The sequence below is a fragment of the Nocardia arthritidis NBRC 100137 genome (assembly GCF_001612765.1).
GTDB classification, from domain to species: domain Bacteria; phylum Actinomycetota; class Actinomycetes; order Mycobacteriales; family Mycobacteriaceae; genus Nocardia; species Nocardia arthritidis.
Genome location: NZ_BDBB01000028.1, coordinates 91,978 through 106,586, shown reverse-complemented (window position 1 = coordinate 106,586; position 14,609 = coordinate 91,978). Strand labels below are relative to the sequence as shown.

Sequence of the window (14,609 nt, the reverse complement as noted above, 5' to 3'; positions counted from 1 at the left end):
CCCGGCCTTTCGTGGCGGAGGATAGGGGATTTGAACCCCTGAGGGCGTTAACCCAACCCGCGTTCCAGGCGAGCGCCATAGGCCACTAGGCGAATCCTCCGTGGAGCAGCATACCGGTAGCCCCCCGTCGGTCGCCAAACAGGGTGGGGGAAGGGGAGTGAATGCCTGCTCGGGTGGGGCGATGGACCCGGAAGGTGGTGTTGCGGGCAGGAGGCGCTACACTGGCCGACGGATCCCGCGCGGCGCGCATCCTGTGAACTCCCCCAGGGCCGGAAGGCAGCAAGGGTCAACGGGCTCTGCCGGGTGCGCGGGGTCCCCTATTCTACGGCTCGCGCGGAGGATGCGCGGTCGCCGAGCCTTCGCTCGATCGATGCGGACTGGGCGTGGCCCCCGGTTCCGGCGGACCGCCGTCCGTCGGCGGATAACGCCTCCAATTCCGGGCACCACACGGGTAACGTGAACACCGTCCGTGGATGCACGTGCGTCTGCATGGACAACTGTTCGGTCGCCGCCCATCGGTCCGGCCAGACCATCGTCCCCTAGCTGCTTGAAAGGCTGCCCAGGATGCCCCGGCAAACGCAGATCGGTTTGATGAGCCATGAGGAGCTCGTGCTCGAGCACGACACCCAGACCGCGAACTACGCGACGCTCAAGACCGAGAAGCTCACGCTGGACCTGACCCGGGGAAAACCTTCGCCGGAGCAACTCGACCTGTCCGCCGCCCTGCTGCACCTGCCCGGCGAGGGCGATTTCCGCGACGGCGCAGGCACCGACTGCCGCAACTACGGTGGCCTGCAAGGTCTCCCGGAGTTGCGCGCGATCTTCGGCGAGCTGCTGAACATCCCGGTGGACAATCTGCTCGCGGGCAACAACGCCAGCCTCGAGCTGATGCACGACGTGATCACCTACGCGATGCTGTACGGCACCAATGATTCCGAGCGCCGCTGGGCCGCCGAGGACACCCTGAAGTTCCTGTGCCCGGCCCCCGGTTACGACCGGCACTTCGCGATCACCGAGGCCCTCGGCTTCGAGATGATCCCGATCCCGATGCGCCACGACGGCCCGGACACCCACGCCATCGCCGAGCTGCTGGCGAAGGACCCGCAGATCAAGGGTCTGTGGGCGGTGCCGAACTACGCCAACCCGACCGGCGTGGTGTTCTCCGAAGACGTTGTCCGCGAATTGGTCTCGATGCCGGCGGCAGCCCCCGACTTCCGGCTGTTCTGGGACAACGCGTACGCGGTACACCCCCTCACCGACACCGCCGCGCCGGTGATCGACGTGCTCGGACTGGCCGCCGCGGCCGGAAACCCGAACCGCCCGTTGGTGTTCGCCTCCACCTCGAAGATCACCTTCGCGGGAGCGGGCGTGAGCTTCCTCGGCGGTTCCACCGCGAACCTGGACTGGTATCTGAGCCACGCCTCGAAGAAGAGCATCGGCCCTGACAAGATCAATCAACTGCGTCACCTGCGCTTCTTCGGCGATGCCGACGGCGTGCGCGCGCACATGCAGAAGCACCGTGCCATCCTGGAGCCGAAGTTCGCCCTGGTGCTGAAGGTCCTCGAGGACCGCCTGGGCGCGTCCAAGGTGGCGTCCTGGACCGAGCCCAAGGGCGGCTACTTCATCAGCCTGGACGTGCTGGAGGGCACCGCGGCGCGGGTGATCGCGCTCGCGAAGGAGGCGGGTATCGCGCTCACGGCAGCCGGTTCGGCCTTCCCGTACAAGAACGACCCGGAGGACAAGAATATCCGGATCGCCCCGAGCTTTCCGAAGCTGCCGGAGCTGGAGAAGGCGATGGACGGCTTGGCCACCTGCGTGCTGCTGGCCGCCACCGAGAAGCTGCTCGGCAAGTAGCAGCAGATCGAGAAACATCGATTGCCCGGCACGGATCCGTGCCGGGCGATCGATGTTTTGCGCTCGATCCGACGCCGAAAAGGTGGTACCGCCGCGACAGCCGCCTACCCGGTCTCCAACAGTTCCTTGAGCCGCGCCAGATCCCCCCGGTTCGCCCGCCGCATCGCTGCTTCCAGTACCGGCGCGGCGAGTTTCCCGAATCCGCTCGGCTCGCCGCGGTTGCGCAGCGTCATGCGGGTGCCGCCCTCCGGCGTGTCCGCCCAGGTGTAGGTCGTCTCCATCGGAAACGGCCCCTGCGCGGTGCGCATCACCAGCCGTATGCCGGGCTCGTAGGCGACCACCTCGTAGGTGTAGGTCAGTTTGTTGCCGAGGAAGTGCGCGACGAACGCCATGCGCGAGCCGGCGCCCAGCGGCGGCTCCGTTTCCCAGGTGACGCTGTGGATGCGCGAATACCAGGCCGGAGCGTGCGCCGGATCGGCCGCGTACGCCGCGACCAGCTCGCGGGAGCGGTCGATCACGACGTCGGTGAGCACATCGACGGCCATCGGCGGGTCAGCGCGGCTTGTGCGCGAGGACGGCGAACATGGTGACCGAGAGGTGGATGTCGCCGTTGGCGGCGCCCGCCTCCAAGTCGGTGAGCAGCTGCTCGCGCTGCGCCTCGGTGATCGCGCCGCGCGCGACCGCCATCGCCGAGACCCTGGTCACCAACGATCCCGCGCCCACGCTGCGGTCCTGCACCAAGGCATGTGAACCGATGTCGTCGACCACCAGGCCCGCCTTGGTGAGCAGTCCGGGGAGCCGGCGGCCGGACAACGGATTGGTGGTGGCCGACACGAGAGTGTCGATCACCTCCCGGACGACCTGCCGGTCACCGGGGTGCATGATCGCCGTTCCCCAGTCGCTGTCCACTACGACGACGCGTCCACCCGGCCGGAGCACGCGCGCGATCTCGTTGGCCGCCCGGGCGGGCGCGGTCAGGTGCTGGAAGACTCGTTCGCACAGGACGGCGTCGAAGCTGTCCGCGCCGAACGGCACGCCGTAGGCGTCCCCGGAGTGGAATTTGGCCGTCGAGCCGGCCTCGGCGGCGCGGCGCTCGGCGGAGGCGAGCAGATGCGGGTCGGGCTCGATCCCGACCGCGCTGCCGTCCGGGCCCACCGCTTCGGCGAAGGCGATCACCTCCGTCCCGGTGCCGGAGCCGATGTCCAGGGCGTGCTCGCCGGGCCGCAGCGCGAGCGCTTCGTGCGCCCAGGTGCGCAAGCGCCGGATACCGGGCAGCGCGGCCTGTAGGTCGCGCACGTCTACGAGCTGATCCTGGCCTGCTCGGTCGAACCGGTCGGGGCGCAATGCGTAGGTGTTCATGGGCCCGTGTCCATCCCTGGCCGTTGCCGTCGTCTTGGTGGGTGTCGCCGTCATCTGAGGCATGGTCTGGAGCCTACGCGGCAGGTCATCTACCCGCGCGTACGCAGTGTGAGGTGAGTCACTCTTTACGCTGGGCGGCGACGACCCGCGCCCTCCCGCCCCTCGAGGCCGGTGAGATGATCGACCAGTCCCAGCACACCGAGCAGGAGGTAGGCGATGACTCGCACGCTATGCCTGGCGCAGGACGCCGAGGCGGACAAGCTGCTGACCGAGGACCACTTCGCCACCCTGCTCGGCATGCTGCTGGACCAGCAGTACCCGATGGAGCACGCCTTCCGCGGCCCGAAGAAGATCGCCGACCGGATGGGCGGCTTCGACATCCAACGCATCGCGGAGGCCGACCCGCAGGAATTCGAGGAGCTCGCCGCGACGCCGCCCGCGATTCACCGCTACGGTAGGTCCATGGCCCGGCGCGCGCAGGAATTGGCGCGCTATGTCATCGAGCACTACGACGGCAAGACGGAGAACATCTGGACGGCCGGAGACCCCGACGGGAAAGAGGTGCTGCGCCGGCTGAAGGACCTCCCCGGTTACGGCGAGCAGAAGGCGAAAATCTTTCTGGCCCTGCTGGGTAAGCAGCGGGGCGTGCAGCCGGAAGGCTGGCGCGCGGCGGCGGGCGCGTACGGCGACGAGGGGTCGCGCCGATCGGTTGCCGACGTGACGGACGCCGAATCTCTCGCGCAGGTAAGGGAATTCAAGAAGCAGGCGAAAGCGGCGGCCAAAGCGAAGTGATACGGCAACTGTAACTCTCCGGTTGCCTATTTGAAATCGTCCTGCGTTTTTTCCTCGTTCTCGCACAGCCGGTGCCTGATGCTTTTTCCTGGAACGGCTCCACCTGAGATGAGGGATAGCAGGAACATGAGGATGAGGAAACTCGCCGTGGTGGCGGCGCTGGTTACCATTGCGACCGGAGTGGCGGCGGGAACATCCGGTGCCACGCCGGCGGAAGAAAGCGCCGAAAGCGCAATCAATTTCACCGCGTACGCGACGGAAACCCAGTCGATCATCGAAACCGACGCGGGCTCACTCGCCGTCGAGGACGAGGTGCTCGAAGTGAAGGCATCCAACGGTACCGTGCTCGCGGCACAGCCGTTGCGGTTTCAGCTGGAGGACTTCGAATTCCCGATCGCCGCACAGATTTCCGGTCGTAGCGCGACGCTGACGCCGCTGTTCGACCGGGACCACGCGGTCTACAGGCCGGTCGCGCTGCCGTACGAGGACAAGGCGCCGTGGAAGACCGAGTACGACCGTGAGGTCGCCGCCTGGACCCGCCTGACCAGCACGATCACCGCCGGTGCGACTATCGGCACGCTCGTCGGCGGCATCGCGGGCGGTGCTGTCGGTTGCGTGCTCGGCGGCATCGCCGGCGCCACCGTCGCCTCCGCGGCGATCGTCGGCCTGTTCGGCGCGTTCATCCCGGCCGCCGCCATCGGCTGCCTCGGCGGCATCGTCGCCGTCGGCGCCCTCGGCACTCTCGCGGGTCAGCTACTGGTCACCGCCCCGGTCGCGATCGGCGCCGCGATCCAGTACTTCACGACGATCAATCAGCCGTTCAACGCTCCGAAGTAATCCTTCCGAGCGAAAATACCCCGCCCCTGTGGAGCTCTCCGGGCAGCGGGGTCTTTTCGCGTGCCCGCGACCTGCGAAAACAATGTGCCTGTGCGCACAACGGCGCGTCGAGGGTTGGTGCGTCGCGGAAATCGGTGTTAATTTTGATGACATGTCTGCCGGCCGATCGAACCTCCTGCGCGTCACTTACGTGACCGCCGCGCTGGGTCTGCGGCTGCCATTGACGCGCGAACTGTGTCGCCTCTCTTGCTGCAGCTGAGCGGGTTTTCCTGCTCATTTGCTGCCTCGCCGCCCATGTAGGCATGCCCCGTCGATTACGGGACTTCAGCAAGGATCCGCACAATGCCCCTTCCTACCCTTGAACGATCCGTCTCCAGGGTTGCCAACGGCCGCGCCCGCGTCCAGCGTCCGGTTGTCGCTCCCGAACTGCGCCTCGCCGACAACCCGGCGGCCGCGGTCCTGCGCGCCGCCACCGCAGGTCCCGTTTCCCGCGACAACGCCGCGCGCACAACGGGTTTGAGCATCGCCACGGTCAACCGCCAGGTCTCCGCGCTGCTCGCGGCCGGCCTGCTGCGGGAACGCCCCGACCTGACGGCCTCGGGCGCGGTCGGACGCCCCCGCGTCCCCTTCGAAATCGACCACGACGCCTACCTCACCATCGGCATCCACATCGGCGCCGCGGTCACCAAGATCGTCGCCGCCGATCTGCGGGGCCGCATCCTCGGTGGCCTGGCCATCGCCACCCCGCAGACCGGACAGGAATTCGCCACCACCACCGTCGCCCGCAGCGCGAAGGCGTTCCTGCAGCGCTGGCACCGGCGCAAGGCGCTGTGGGCCGGCGTCGCGATCGGCGGCCGGGTCGATCCGCTGACCGGCGTCGTCGACCATCCGAAACTGGAATGGCGTGGGGCGCAGGTCGGTTCGGTCCTCGGCGAGGTGCTGGAGCTGCCCGTCTCCGTGGCGCCGCACGTGGAGGCGATGGCAGGCTCGGAGCTGTTGCTGCCCACCGGCGAGCCCAAGGACCAAGCCCGCCTCGAGCGGGGCAGCAGCCTGTACTTCTACGTGCGTGAGACCGCGGGTGTCGCGGTGACCTTGGACGGTCGCGTGCACACCCCGAGCAACGGACCCGGATCGATCGCGCATCTACCCACGGGTTCGGACGTGGAATGCACCTGCGGACGGCGTGGCTGCTTGGAGGTGACCGTCGGTGATCGGTCACTGCACTCGAGGGCCGTCGGGCGCGGCATCATCCCGGCGCACAACGGCACCGCGGGCTCGACCATCGCCGACCTGTACCGGGCCGCGGAAGCCGGATCGGAGTCCGCGCGCGAACTGCTCGCCGAGCGGGCCACCATCCTCGGCCACACCGTGGCGATGGTGCGCGACATGCTCAACCCCGATCGGGTGATCCTCGGCGGACAGGCTTTCACCGGCTACCGCCCCGCGGTCGCGCATGTGGCGCGGGCGTTCAACCAGGGTTCGACACTGCCGCCCACCGATATCCGGATCAGCGGTTTCGGCGGCAAGGTGCAGGAATACGCCGCGGTGGTGACCTCGCTGAGTGTCCTCTACGCCGATCCGCTGGCCGCGGTACGGCGAACCGCATTGCACGACTGAGTAATACGACGAAGGGCGATCGGCCGCAGCGGCCGATCGCCTTTCTCGTGCGTGTGACGCTAGCGGTGTGGATCGCCCGCGATGGCGAAAAGCCCCTCCAGGGCGGTGATGAAGAACGGGAAGTGGCCCGCGAAGCGCTGCAGGTTGCGGTCGCGTTCGAAGCCGCCGAACCAGTAGAGGCCGGGTTGCGCGTCGGCCGAGGGGTCCAGGTCGCGGAAGGCGCGGATCCAGTTGTCGGCGCGTGCGCCGAGCACCATGAACGGCAGGGCGCGGGAGAACACGGTCTCCTGGTCGATCGGCGGGATCTGTTCGCGCCGAGTGGTTTCCAGGCCGCGCTGCAGCGCGCGGATCTGTCTGGCGAGCTCCAGTCCACGCGCCGTCCGCATCGGCAGGTACTTCGGCGAGAGCAGGGTCGCGACACCTCCGAGCGCGATGGCGACACCGACCAGGGCATGGCCGGAGGTGAGCGCGAGCGCCACGGTCGCCGCGACACCCGCGATCACCAGCGCCCCACCGAGCCACAGGGCGAGGCCGGGACGGCGGCGATCGAGGAAGTTGCCGCGGGCGACGGCGTCGGCGACCAGTGCGGCGCGTACCGGTTCGGAGGCCACGCGCCCCGGCTTGCGCAGCTCGCCCAATGTCACCGCGTCGGCGCCTTCGGGCAGCAGCGCCTGGTAGACGGTCTTCTCGTAGTCGCGCAGTTGGTCGTCGAGGGTGTTCACCCGGGTGATCCGCCAGTCGCTGTCGCTGAGCGGCGTGATCCGGATGTACCGGCGTACCGCGAGATCCACCACGGTGGCGGCGATGTCGACCGGATCGACATGTCCGTCCAGCAGCAGCCCGGCCTCACCGGGCAGCGTGCCCTCGGGCGAGGTGAACTGCACGCGATCACCCTCGCGCAGCAGCGGATCGATCGTCGCGGAACCGCCGCCCACCATCGCGTCCAGGCGGCGAGCGCGCAGCACGAAGGCGGCCAAGCCCGCCAGCGCGAGCAGCAGCACGCCGAACGCGACGAGCACCGGGGTGGTGATCGCGAAGGGGCCCGCGTCGCCGCTGTCGCGGACGTCGGCATTGCTCGGCACGGTGCCGGGCGGCAATTGCAGCGTCAGATCGATCGCGTCGCCCTTGTGCAGGTCGGTCTGCTCGAGAAAGAGGACGCCGTCGGTCTCGATCTTGACATCGGCGCACGGGCGGGTGTTACCGGGCGGGCCGAGTTTGCAGTCCACGATGCCCATTTCGAAGCTCGGGCTGATCAGCGAGGCGCTGATGGACGCGATGTCGGTGCTGAGCACACCGAGCCAATGGAAGACCTGGCTGCCCCGCGCGTCGCTGACGGTGTTCTGCACGGAGTACCGGAAGGTGGATTCGCCGGGCCGGGCCTCGATGGTGAACTGGTCGTTCGCGACCGTCGCGGTGCCCGCGCCCTCGGTGTCCACGTCGGTGACCCGGAAGACGCGCTCGGCGTCGTCGCTCACCCGCAGCCGCAGCGGAAGTGACATCCGGAACGAGCCGTCCGGCGGCACCGAGATCTGTTCGACCACTTCGAGGACGCCCTCGCGGCTCAGCTTCAGATCGGCGGTGATGGTCACGCCGTCCGGCGCGGGCTGGGCCTGGGTGACCGGGACCGTCGCGAACATTCCCGCGATGGCGAGAAGCAGCGCGCCTAGGGCGGCCCCCCGAAAAGTCAGCATGGCTGCCTACTCTAGACAGCTTGCTATCCTGCGTCAGCGGCTGTCGGCGATCACTGAGACGAGGGGGTACGGGGGCGTGACACAACCACCGTACGGACACGGACCGGTCCCGCGCGGGGGGCGTCCGGTGCCTCCGCCGCCAGGCTACGGTGCGCCCTACGGCCCGCGCCCGAATTACGGCCCGCCGCCTGGGTACGGTCCGCCTCCCGGATACGCCCCGCCGCCGGGATACGCGCCGCCTGCCTACGGTCCGCCACCGGGTTACAGCCCGCCGGTCCCACCGCCGATGCCCTATGGCCCGCCCGGGCGCCCGCCCTACCCGCCGCCACGCAAACGCGGAGGCGGCGGATGGGTCGTGCTGCTGGTCGTCGTCGTATTCCTGGCAGCGGCGGGACTGGTACGCAACGCGATCTCGGTGGGCCGCGACGCGTCCGGTCCGCAACCGAGCTTCACGTTCGACACGCAGCCGGACGGCTCGGTCGGACCATCGGAAACCGGCAACAACCCGCTGCTGACCGACCCCGACGCGACGCTGATTCCGGCGCAGTGCGACTACTCGCCGTGGGGCACCCAGGTGGACGCCGCCCGCAAGTTCTTCGAAAGCGCCGCGTCCTGCCTGGAAGCGGCGTGGAAACCGGTGCTGCGCAAGGCGAATCTGCCGTTCCAGCCGCCGTCACTGAACGTCAGCGCGACAACGACGGGCATCACCACCCCGTGCACCGGCTCGACCAGCAATTTCGCCGCGTTCTACTGCCCGGCCAACAAGACCGTCTACATGCCGATCAGCCAGTTGCAGACGGACTACTTCAAAGACAACTGGGTGGTCTACCTGTCGGTTTTCGCGCACGAGTACGGACATCACGTGCAGGCGATGTCCGGCATCTTGCGCAAGGCCAACAGCGAGCGGGCCGACGTGGGGCCGCGCAGCGCCAAGGGACTGGAGCTGTCACGCCGAGTCGAATTGCAGGCCAACTGCTTCGACGGCATGTACCTCTCCTCGTCGTCGAAGGGCGGTTCGCTCACCGACCCGCAGCTCACTCTGGCCCGCAAGGACGCCTACGGGCGCGGCGACCAGGCCGGGGACATGCGCGACCACGGGTCGTCCGAGAACGGCGGGCAGTGGTTCGAGACGGGTTTGGACAACAACCGTGCGGCCCAGTGCAATACGTTCACCGCGTCGGCGAGCTCGGTGAGCTGAGGCGCGACGCAGCGCTCATGCCGTCGGATCGTCGTCGAGCGGGCGCTGGGCGTGCGGGCGCCCGAGATGCCCCTCGCCGAGGCGGCGCGGCGCGTGGCCGTGCACTCCTTCCGCATACGCCGTCTCGGCGTGCAGGGCGAAGTCGATCCCGGCGGTCTCGTCCTCCGTGCTGACCCGGAATCCGACGAGCCGGTCGATGCCCTTGCCGAGCGCGAACGAGACGCCGAACGCGTAGGCCGCGACGACGAGCACCGCCACCAGCTGCTTGCCGAGTTGAGCGAGCCCGCCGCCGAAGAACAGGCCCTCGACGCCGCCGGTCATCACCTCGGTGGCGAGCAAGCCGATCAGCACGGTGCCGACGATGCCGCCGACGAAGTGCACGCCGACCACGTCGAGCGAATCGTCGTAGCCCGCCTTGAATTTCCAGCCCACCGCGAACGAGCACAGCACGCCCGCCGCGAGCCCGACCAGCAGCGCACCGAGGGTGTTGACCGATCCGCACGACGGAGTGATGGCGACCAGACCGGCCACCACGCCGGACGCGGCGCCGAAGGTGGTCGGCCTGCCGTCGCGGATCTGCTCCACCGCCAGCCAGCCGAGCATGCCGAGGCAGCCCGCCACCAAGGTGTTGAGGAAGACGGCCGCGGCCAGGCCGTTGGCCGCCAGCGCCGAACCGGCGTTGAAGCCGAACCAGCCGAACCACAGCAGGCCCGCCCCGAGCAGCACGAAGGGCAGGTTGTGTGGGCGCATCGCATCGACCTTGAACCCGATGCGCGGGCCGAGCACCAGCGCGAGGGCCAAGGCCGACGAGCCGGAGGCGATCTCCACCACCAGGCCGCCCGCGTAGTCCAGCGCGCCGAACGAGGCGAGCCAGCCGTCCGGGCCCCACACCCAGTGGGCGATCGGCGCGTACACCACCAGCGCCCAGAGCGGCACGAAGATCATCCACGCCCCGAACTTGGCCCGGTCGGCGATGGCGCCGCTGACCAGCGCGGCGGTCAGGACCGCGAAGGTGAGCTGGAACGTCGCGAACAATAGCTCAGGCACCGAGCCGCGCACCGAGGTCGGATCGATGCCCGCCATGCCGAGGTGGCCGAGGCCGCCGATCAGGCCGCCGCCCGCGTCGTCGCCGAACGCCAGGCTGTAGCCGAAAAGTAGCCAGATCACCGTCACCAGCGGGATCGCGATGAAGTTCATCATCAGCATGTTGAGTACGCCGGTCGAGCGGACCATGCCGCCGTAGAAGATGGCCAGGCCCGGGGTCATCAGCAGGACGAGGGCCGTGCTGACCAGCAGCCAGGCGGTAGCCGCGGGGTCGATGGTTGAAGACACGGGTTCACTCCTTCCGCGCGCGTGCGCTGCGAGGAAGCTACCGAATGGTCGCTCGGGGGCCGACAGCCGATCGGTCGAAAGGCGGTCAGGCCGGGGACGGGCCCTTCCTGACGCGGCGCAGCCACGCCGTCACCGTGTCCGGTGTGGGCGGGTCCGCGCCCACCAGGTCCAGCACGCTGTAGCCGAGGCATGCCGCGCCCATCACGCGCGAGGCGACGGCTTCCGCGTCGGCCCAGGGCAGGAAGGGCTTGGCGAGCAGCAGGGAGGCGATGCCGTGGGCGACCGACCACAGTTCCAGCACGATCGGCAACGGGTCGCGCTGCGCCATCGTCCCGTCGTCCATGCACTTGCGTACGGTGGCCGTGAAATGCTGGAAGGCGCCGCTGGTGAGCACTTCGTCCACCACGCCCCCGGTCTCGGTGGGCGCGGTCGCGAGCCGGTATTGCTCGGGATGCTCGAGCGCGAAGCGGACGTAGGCCATGCCTTGATCGTGCAGCTGGTGCACCGGAGAGGTAGTGGGGTCGGTGGCCGCTCGCATCGCCTCGGCGAGGTCTTCGAAGACCTGGGCGACAACGGCGTCGATGAGCTCGTCCTTGTCCGCGAAGTGCCGGTAGATCGACGGCGCGCTCACCCCGACCTGCTTGCTCACCGCCCGGATCGAGACGGCGTCGGCATGCCCGGTCGTGGTGAGCAGTTCGGCGGTGGCCCGCAGGATCTCCTCGCGCAGCTGGGCGCCGGAGCCGCGCGGCGATCGCGGGCGCCTGTCACCGATCACGCGCGCCCCGCGGTTTCCAGCGGGCGCGCGGCGGCGTCCGGCTCGTCTTCGGTCAGCCCGATCTTGGCGTGCAGGCGGGCCAGCGGTGCGGGCGCCCACCAGTTGGCCGGACCGAGCAGGCGCATCAGCGCGGGCGCGAGCAGGCCGCGGATGATCGTGGCGTCGACGAGCACGGTCAGCGTGAGGCCGAGGCCGAGCAGTTGCATGAACGACACCTTCGCGGTCACCAGCGCGCCGAGCACGATGGCCATCAGCGCGGCGGCCGCGGTGAAGATCCGGCCCGTGCGAGCCAGGCCGACCGCCACCGCACGGGTGTTGTCGTGGGTGGCCAGCCACTCCTCGCGCACCCGCGACAACAGGAACACCTCGTAGTCCATGGACAGGCCGAAGGCAAGGCAGAACATCAGGATCGGCATGGTCGGCACCAGATAGCCGACCGCCGTGAAGTCGAGCAACCCGGACAGATGGCCCTCCTGGAACACCCACACCATCGCGCCGAAGGCGGCGGCCAGCGACAGTGTGTTCAGCACCAAGGCTTTGATCGGCAGCACGACGCTGCCGGTGAACAGGAACAACACGATGAAGGTGGTGAGAGCGATGAGGGCTGCCGCGAGCGGAAGGCGGGCGGCCAGCGCCTGCAGGGAGTCGGCGTTGGCCGCCGCGGCGCCGCCGTAGAGCGCATCGCCCGGGGCCGGAACCGCCCGGATCGCCGTCAGCTGACGGTCCCCGGCGGGGGAGAAGGGATCGAGCTTGGTCGCGACATTCAGGTAGGTCCCGGTGTCGTTGGCCATACCGGGCGGAGCAGGCGCGACTCGCGCGCCTGTCGCGTAGACCCCGGCGGCGGACAGGACCGCGGGCACGCCCTCGACCTTCGACAGTTCGGCGGCGTACCCGCCGAGCGCCGCGTTGTCGCCGTGGTAGCCGTCCAGCACGATCGTGGTGCTCGCGACCGGATCGGCTTGCGGGAACTCGGTGCGCAGGGCGTCGCCGACCTGGCGGCTGGTGGCGCTGACCGGCAGCACCCGGTCGTCGGGATAACCGAACTTCACCGACAGGAACGGTGAGCCGAGCGCCAGCAGCAGCGCGATGATCACGATCGCGACCGGCGCCGCGTGCCGCATCACCACGCCGGCCAGCCGATACCAGCCGCTGTCCTCCGGCGCCCGCGGGCCGGGTGCGGGCGCGCTGCGGCGGAACAGGCGGCGCAACGGAGCCCGCAGGTCGAGGGAGTTCACCCGGTGCCCGAGCAGGACCAGCGCCGCGGGCAGCACGACGATCGATGCGGCCGCCGCCGCGGCGACCACCGCGACGCCCGCGTAGGCGAAGCTCTTCAGGAAGTACAGGTCGAAAACGCTCAAGACGGCCAGCGAGAGCGCGACGGTGAGTGCGGAGAACAGCACGGTGCGCCCCGCGGTCTGCACCGACCGGATGGTAGCGGCGGCCGGATCCAAGCCGCGCGCCAGTTCCTCACGGAAGCGGCTGACGATGAACAGGCTCGAATCGATGGCCAGCGCCAGTCCCATCGCCGTCGTCATGTTCAGGGCGTAGATCGAGACGTCGGTGAACAGCGTGCACAGGCGCAGCAGCGCCAGCGTCGCCAGGATGGCGAACATCCCGATGGTCAACGGGAGGGCCGCGGCGACCAAACTGCCGAACACCAGGACCAGCACGATCATCGACAGCGGTACCGCGACGCCCTCGGCCAGGGTGAGGTCGCGGGTCGTCTGCTCGGTGACGTCGTGGTAGATCGCGGCGATGCCGCCCTGGCGGACCGTGATGCCGTCGGAGACGCCCGAGAACTGCCGTTTCAATTCACTCGCGGTCTGCTGGACCTGCGTTTCGTCGCCGTCGAGGTAGGCGACGACCAGGGCGCTCTTGCCATCGGCGCTGCGCAACGCGTTCGCCAGCGGCTGCGGCGTGGTCCAGTAGGACTGCACGCCTCGCACGTCGCCGCGGGCCTTCAGCGAGTCGGCCAGCCCGATGCCCGCCGCCTTGGTGGCCGGATCGTCCGCGCCGGCGTCCGAACCGACCAGCAGGACGAAGTTGGGCGCGGCGCCGGCGAAGTTGTCGGCGATCAGCTCATTGACGAGGGCGGATTCGGCGTCGTGAGAGGTGAACCCCCCGGACTTCAAGTGCGTGGGCGCGGTGGCGCCGAAGACGCCGCACAGCACGGCGACGGCGAGCGCCGCGGCCAGCACCGCGCGCGGAGATCGGGTGATGAATCGGGCCATCCGGGTCAGCATCGCGGCTCCACTCGATAGGTTAACGGCGTTAGGATAACGTCGTTAACCAAGGTGTCGGGCCCGCGGGAGGCGCCCGAGTCAGCCGCGGGACTTACGGATGGCCCGCAATCCCCTCCGTCCGGGCACGGGCAGATCGTCGCGCATCTCCACCCACTCCGCGGTGGTCAACCAGAGTTGCTGGGCGCGGGCATCGGCGGTGTTGTGGAAAATCCGGCGGCCGCGGTCGTCGCGCAGTTCTTGCGCGACCACCGACCAGCGTGGCGCGCGGCCGTGTTCGTCGAGGTAATCCGCCAGATAGGCCGCGATCGCGGTGCCGATGGTGTTCACCGGACGCAACGAGACCCGGTTGCCGTACTGGGCCGCGTAGAAACGGCGGGCCGCGCACAGAGACCGGGGATTGGCGTTGGAGGCGATCCATCCCGCGCGCTGGGCCCGCTCGATCAGCCAGAGGTGTTTGACCGCCGATGGGGCGATGTTGCCTACGCGGGTGCGGATCAGCGTCATGATCTGCTCGGTGCACAGCACGTCGCGGCGGGTGGGCCCGTAGCCGTGCGCGGTCCAGTGCGCGTCGGCCAGTTTGGCCAGCACCCGGCCGAAGTCATCGATGCTGCGCTGGGCGCGGCGGCCGAGACGTTCGATGCGCTCGGCCTCGCGGCGCATCTCGTTCTGCGCGGTCAGTGTGCGGATCGCGGCCATGGTGGGCACCTGGCCGCGTTCGAGGAGTTCGAGGATGGCGGCTGCGGTGGCCGGATCGGCTGCCGCGGTGACCGGCAGCGAGTCGCGTTTGATCGCGAACTCCTGCGGGCTGATGGCGCGGCTCAAGAGGGCGACGGCGGAGCGGTCGCCTGCGAAATCGGTGCTGGACAGCCAGGCGGCGGCGATGTCGTCACACGACACGGTGGACGGTCCTC

13 protein-coding genes, 1 tRNA gene and 1 other RNA gene are annotated in these 14,609 nt (G+C 69.2%); 6 read left to right on the top strand and 9 right to left on the bottom strand.

Annotation, left to right across the window (positions count from 1 at the left end; translation table 11 throughout):
• Positions 1–12 precede the first annotated feature (12 nt).
• Positions 13–100 (bottom strand) — tRNA-Ser (locus NA8_RS21155).
• A 127-nt stretch (positions 101–227) separates the two neighbouring features.
• Here NA8_RS21155 and ffs point away from each other — a divergent pair.
• Positions 228–322: signal recognition particle sRNA small type (ffs, locus tag NA8_RS21150), an RNA gene on the top strand.
• Between the two features lie 242 nt (positions 323–564).
• Positions 565–1,854 (top strand): aspartate aminotransferase type Ic, encoded by a 1,290-nt coding sequence (locus NA8_RS21145; protein WP_063052097.1) that lies wholly within the window; start codon positions 565–567, stop codon positions 1,852–1,854.
• Between the two features lie 104 nt (positions 1,855–1,958).
• Here NA8_RS21145 and NA8_RS21140 read toward each other — a convergent pair whose 3' ends face one another.
• Both NA8_RS21140 and NA8_RS21135 read right to left on the bottom strand, forming a co-directional pair.
• Positions 1,959–2,399: an SRPBCC family protein gene (locus NA8_RS21140; RefSeq protein WP_063052096.1), complete on the bottom strand. Its 441-nt coding sequence runs from the start codon at positions 2,397–2,399 to the stop codon at positions 1,959–1,961.
• A gap of 7 nt (positions 2,400–2,406) precedes the next feature.
• Entirely contained in the window at positions 2,407–3,213 is an 807-nt protein-coding gene (locus NA8_RS21135) for a methyltransferase domain-containing protein (protein ID WP_063052095.1), read from the bottom strand.
• A 216-nt stretch (positions 3,214–3,429) separates the two neighbouring features.
• On the opposite strand from NA8_RS21135, the gene NA8_RS21130 reads away from it, so the two are divergent.
• Complete coding sequence (locus NA8_RS21130; RefSeq protein ID WP_063052094.1) at positions 3,430–4,005, top strand: HhH-GPD-type base excision DNA repair protein; 576 nt, start codon at positions 3,430–3,432, stop codon at positions 4,003–4,005.
• A gap of 26 nt (positions 4,006–4,031) precedes the next feature.
• On the opposite strand, the gene NA8_RS35230 is transcribed toward NA8_RS21130, so the two are convergent.
• On the bottom strand, positions 4,032–4,280 hold the full coding sequence (locus tag NA8_RS35230; protein ID WP_245663933.1) for a hypothetical protein: 249 nt from the start codon (positions 4,278–4,280) through the stop codon (positions 4,032–4,034).
• Between NA8_RS35230 and NA8_RS21125 the strand changes: the two genes are divergently transcribed.
• Complete coding sequence (locus NA8_RS21125) at positions 4,186–4,842, top strand: DUF8020 domain-containing protein (RefSeq protein ID WP_245663932.1); 657 nt, start codon at positions 4,186–4,188, stop codon at positions 4,840–4,842. The genes NA8_RS35230 and NA8_RS21125 overlap by 95 nt on opposite strands.
• A 342-nt stretch (positions 4,843–5,184) precedes the next feature.
• The gene (locus tag NA8_RS21120; protein WP_063052092.1) at positions 5,185–6,459 is read left to right on the top strand and encodes an ROK family transcriptional regulator; all 1,275 of its coding nucleotides are present in this window, start codon (positions 5,185–5,187) and stop codon (positions 6,457–6,459) included.
• Between the two features lie 59 nt (positions 6,460–6,518).
• On the opposite strand, the gene NA8_RS21115 is transcribed toward NA8_RS21120, so the two are convergent.
• A complete protein-coding gene (locus NA8_RS21115; protein ID WP_063052091.1) occupies positions 6,519–8,150 on the bottom strand; it encodes a DUF2207 family protein in 1,632 nt (543 codons plus the stop codon).
• Positions 8,151–8,505: 355 nt separating this feature from the next.
• On the opposite strand from NA8_RS21115, the gene NA8_RS21110 reads away from it, so the two are divergent.
• Complete coding sequence (locus NA8_RS21110; protein ID WP_245663930.1) at positions 8,506–9,348, top strand: neutral zinc metallopeptidase; 843 nt, start codon at positions 8,506–8,508, stop codon at positions 9,346–9,348.
• A gap of 15 nt (positions 9,349–9,363) precedes the next feature.
• On the opposite strand, the gene NA8_RS21105 is transcribed toward NA8_RS21110, so the two are convergent.
• The 4 genes from NA8_RS21105 to NA8_RS21090 all read right to left on the bottom strand — a co-directional run bounded on the left by NA8_RS21105 (position 9,364) and on the right by NA8_RS21090 (position 14,595).
• Positions 9,364–10,680 carry an ammonium transporter gene (locus tag NA8_RS21105; RefSeq protein ID WP_063052089.1) on the bottom strand — a complete coding sequence of 439 codons (1,317 nt, stop codon included), beginning with the start codon at positions 10,678–10,680 and terminating at the stop codon, positions 9,364–9,366.
• 85 nt (positions 10,681–10,765) lie between these two features.
• Entirely contained in the window at positions 10,766–11,455 is a 690-nt protein-coding gene (locus NA8_RS21100) for a TetR/AcrR family transcriptional regulator (protein WP_063052088.1), read from the bottom strand.
• Complete coding sequence (locus tag NA8_RS21095) at positions 11,452–13,698, bottom strand: MMPL family transporter (RefSeq protein WP_063052087.1); 2,247 nt, start codon at positions 13,696–13,698, stop codon at positions 11,452–11,454. Before NA8_RS21095 ends, NA8_RS21100 begins: the two co-directional genes overlap by 4 nt.
• 78 nt (positions 13,699–13,776) lie before the next feature.
• Entirely contained in the window at positions 13,777–14,595 is an 819-nt protein-coding gene (locus NA8_RS21090) for a hypothetical protein (protein WP_063052086.1), read from the bottom strand.
• Positions 14,596–14,609 lie beyond the last annotated feature (14 nt).

What these genes read in the sequence shown, in the direction of transcription:
- NA8_RS21115 (WP_063052091.1), bottom strand. Translation starts at nt 8,150, where the DNA reads ATGCTGACTTTTCGGGGGGCCGCCCTAGGCGCGCTGCTTCTCGCCATC.
- NA8_RS21145 (WP_063052097.1), top strand. Translation starts at nt 565, where the DNA reads ATGCCCCGGCAAACGCAGATCGGTTTGATGAGCCATGAGGAGCTCGTG.
- NA8_RS21120 (WP_063052092.1), top strand. Translation starts at nt 5,185, where the DNA reads ATGCCCCTTCCTACCCTTGAACGATCCGTCTCCAGGGTTGCCAACGGC.
- NA8_RS21130 (WP_063052094.1), top strand. Translation starts at nt 3,430, where the DNA reads ATGACTCGCACGCTATGCCTGGCGCAGGACGCCGAGGCGGACAAGCTG.
- NA8_RS21140 (WP_063052096.1), bottom strand. Translation starts at nt 2,399, where the DNA reads ATGGCCGTCGATGTGCTCACCGACGTCGTGATCGACCGCTCCCGCGAG.
- NA8_RS21135 (WP_063052095.1), bottom strand. Translation starts at nt 3,213, where the DNA reads ATGAACACCTACGCATTGCGCCCCGACCGGTTCGACCGAGCAGGCCAG.
- NA8_RS35230 (WP_245663933.1), bottom strand. Translation starts at nt 4,280, where the DNA reads ATGATCGACTGGGTTTCCGTCGCGTACGCGGTGAAATTGATTGCGCTT.
- NA8_RS21095 (WP_063052087.1), bottom strand. Translation starts at nt 13,698, where the DNA reads ATGCTGACCCGGATGGCCCGATTCATCACCCGATCTCCGCGCGCGGTG.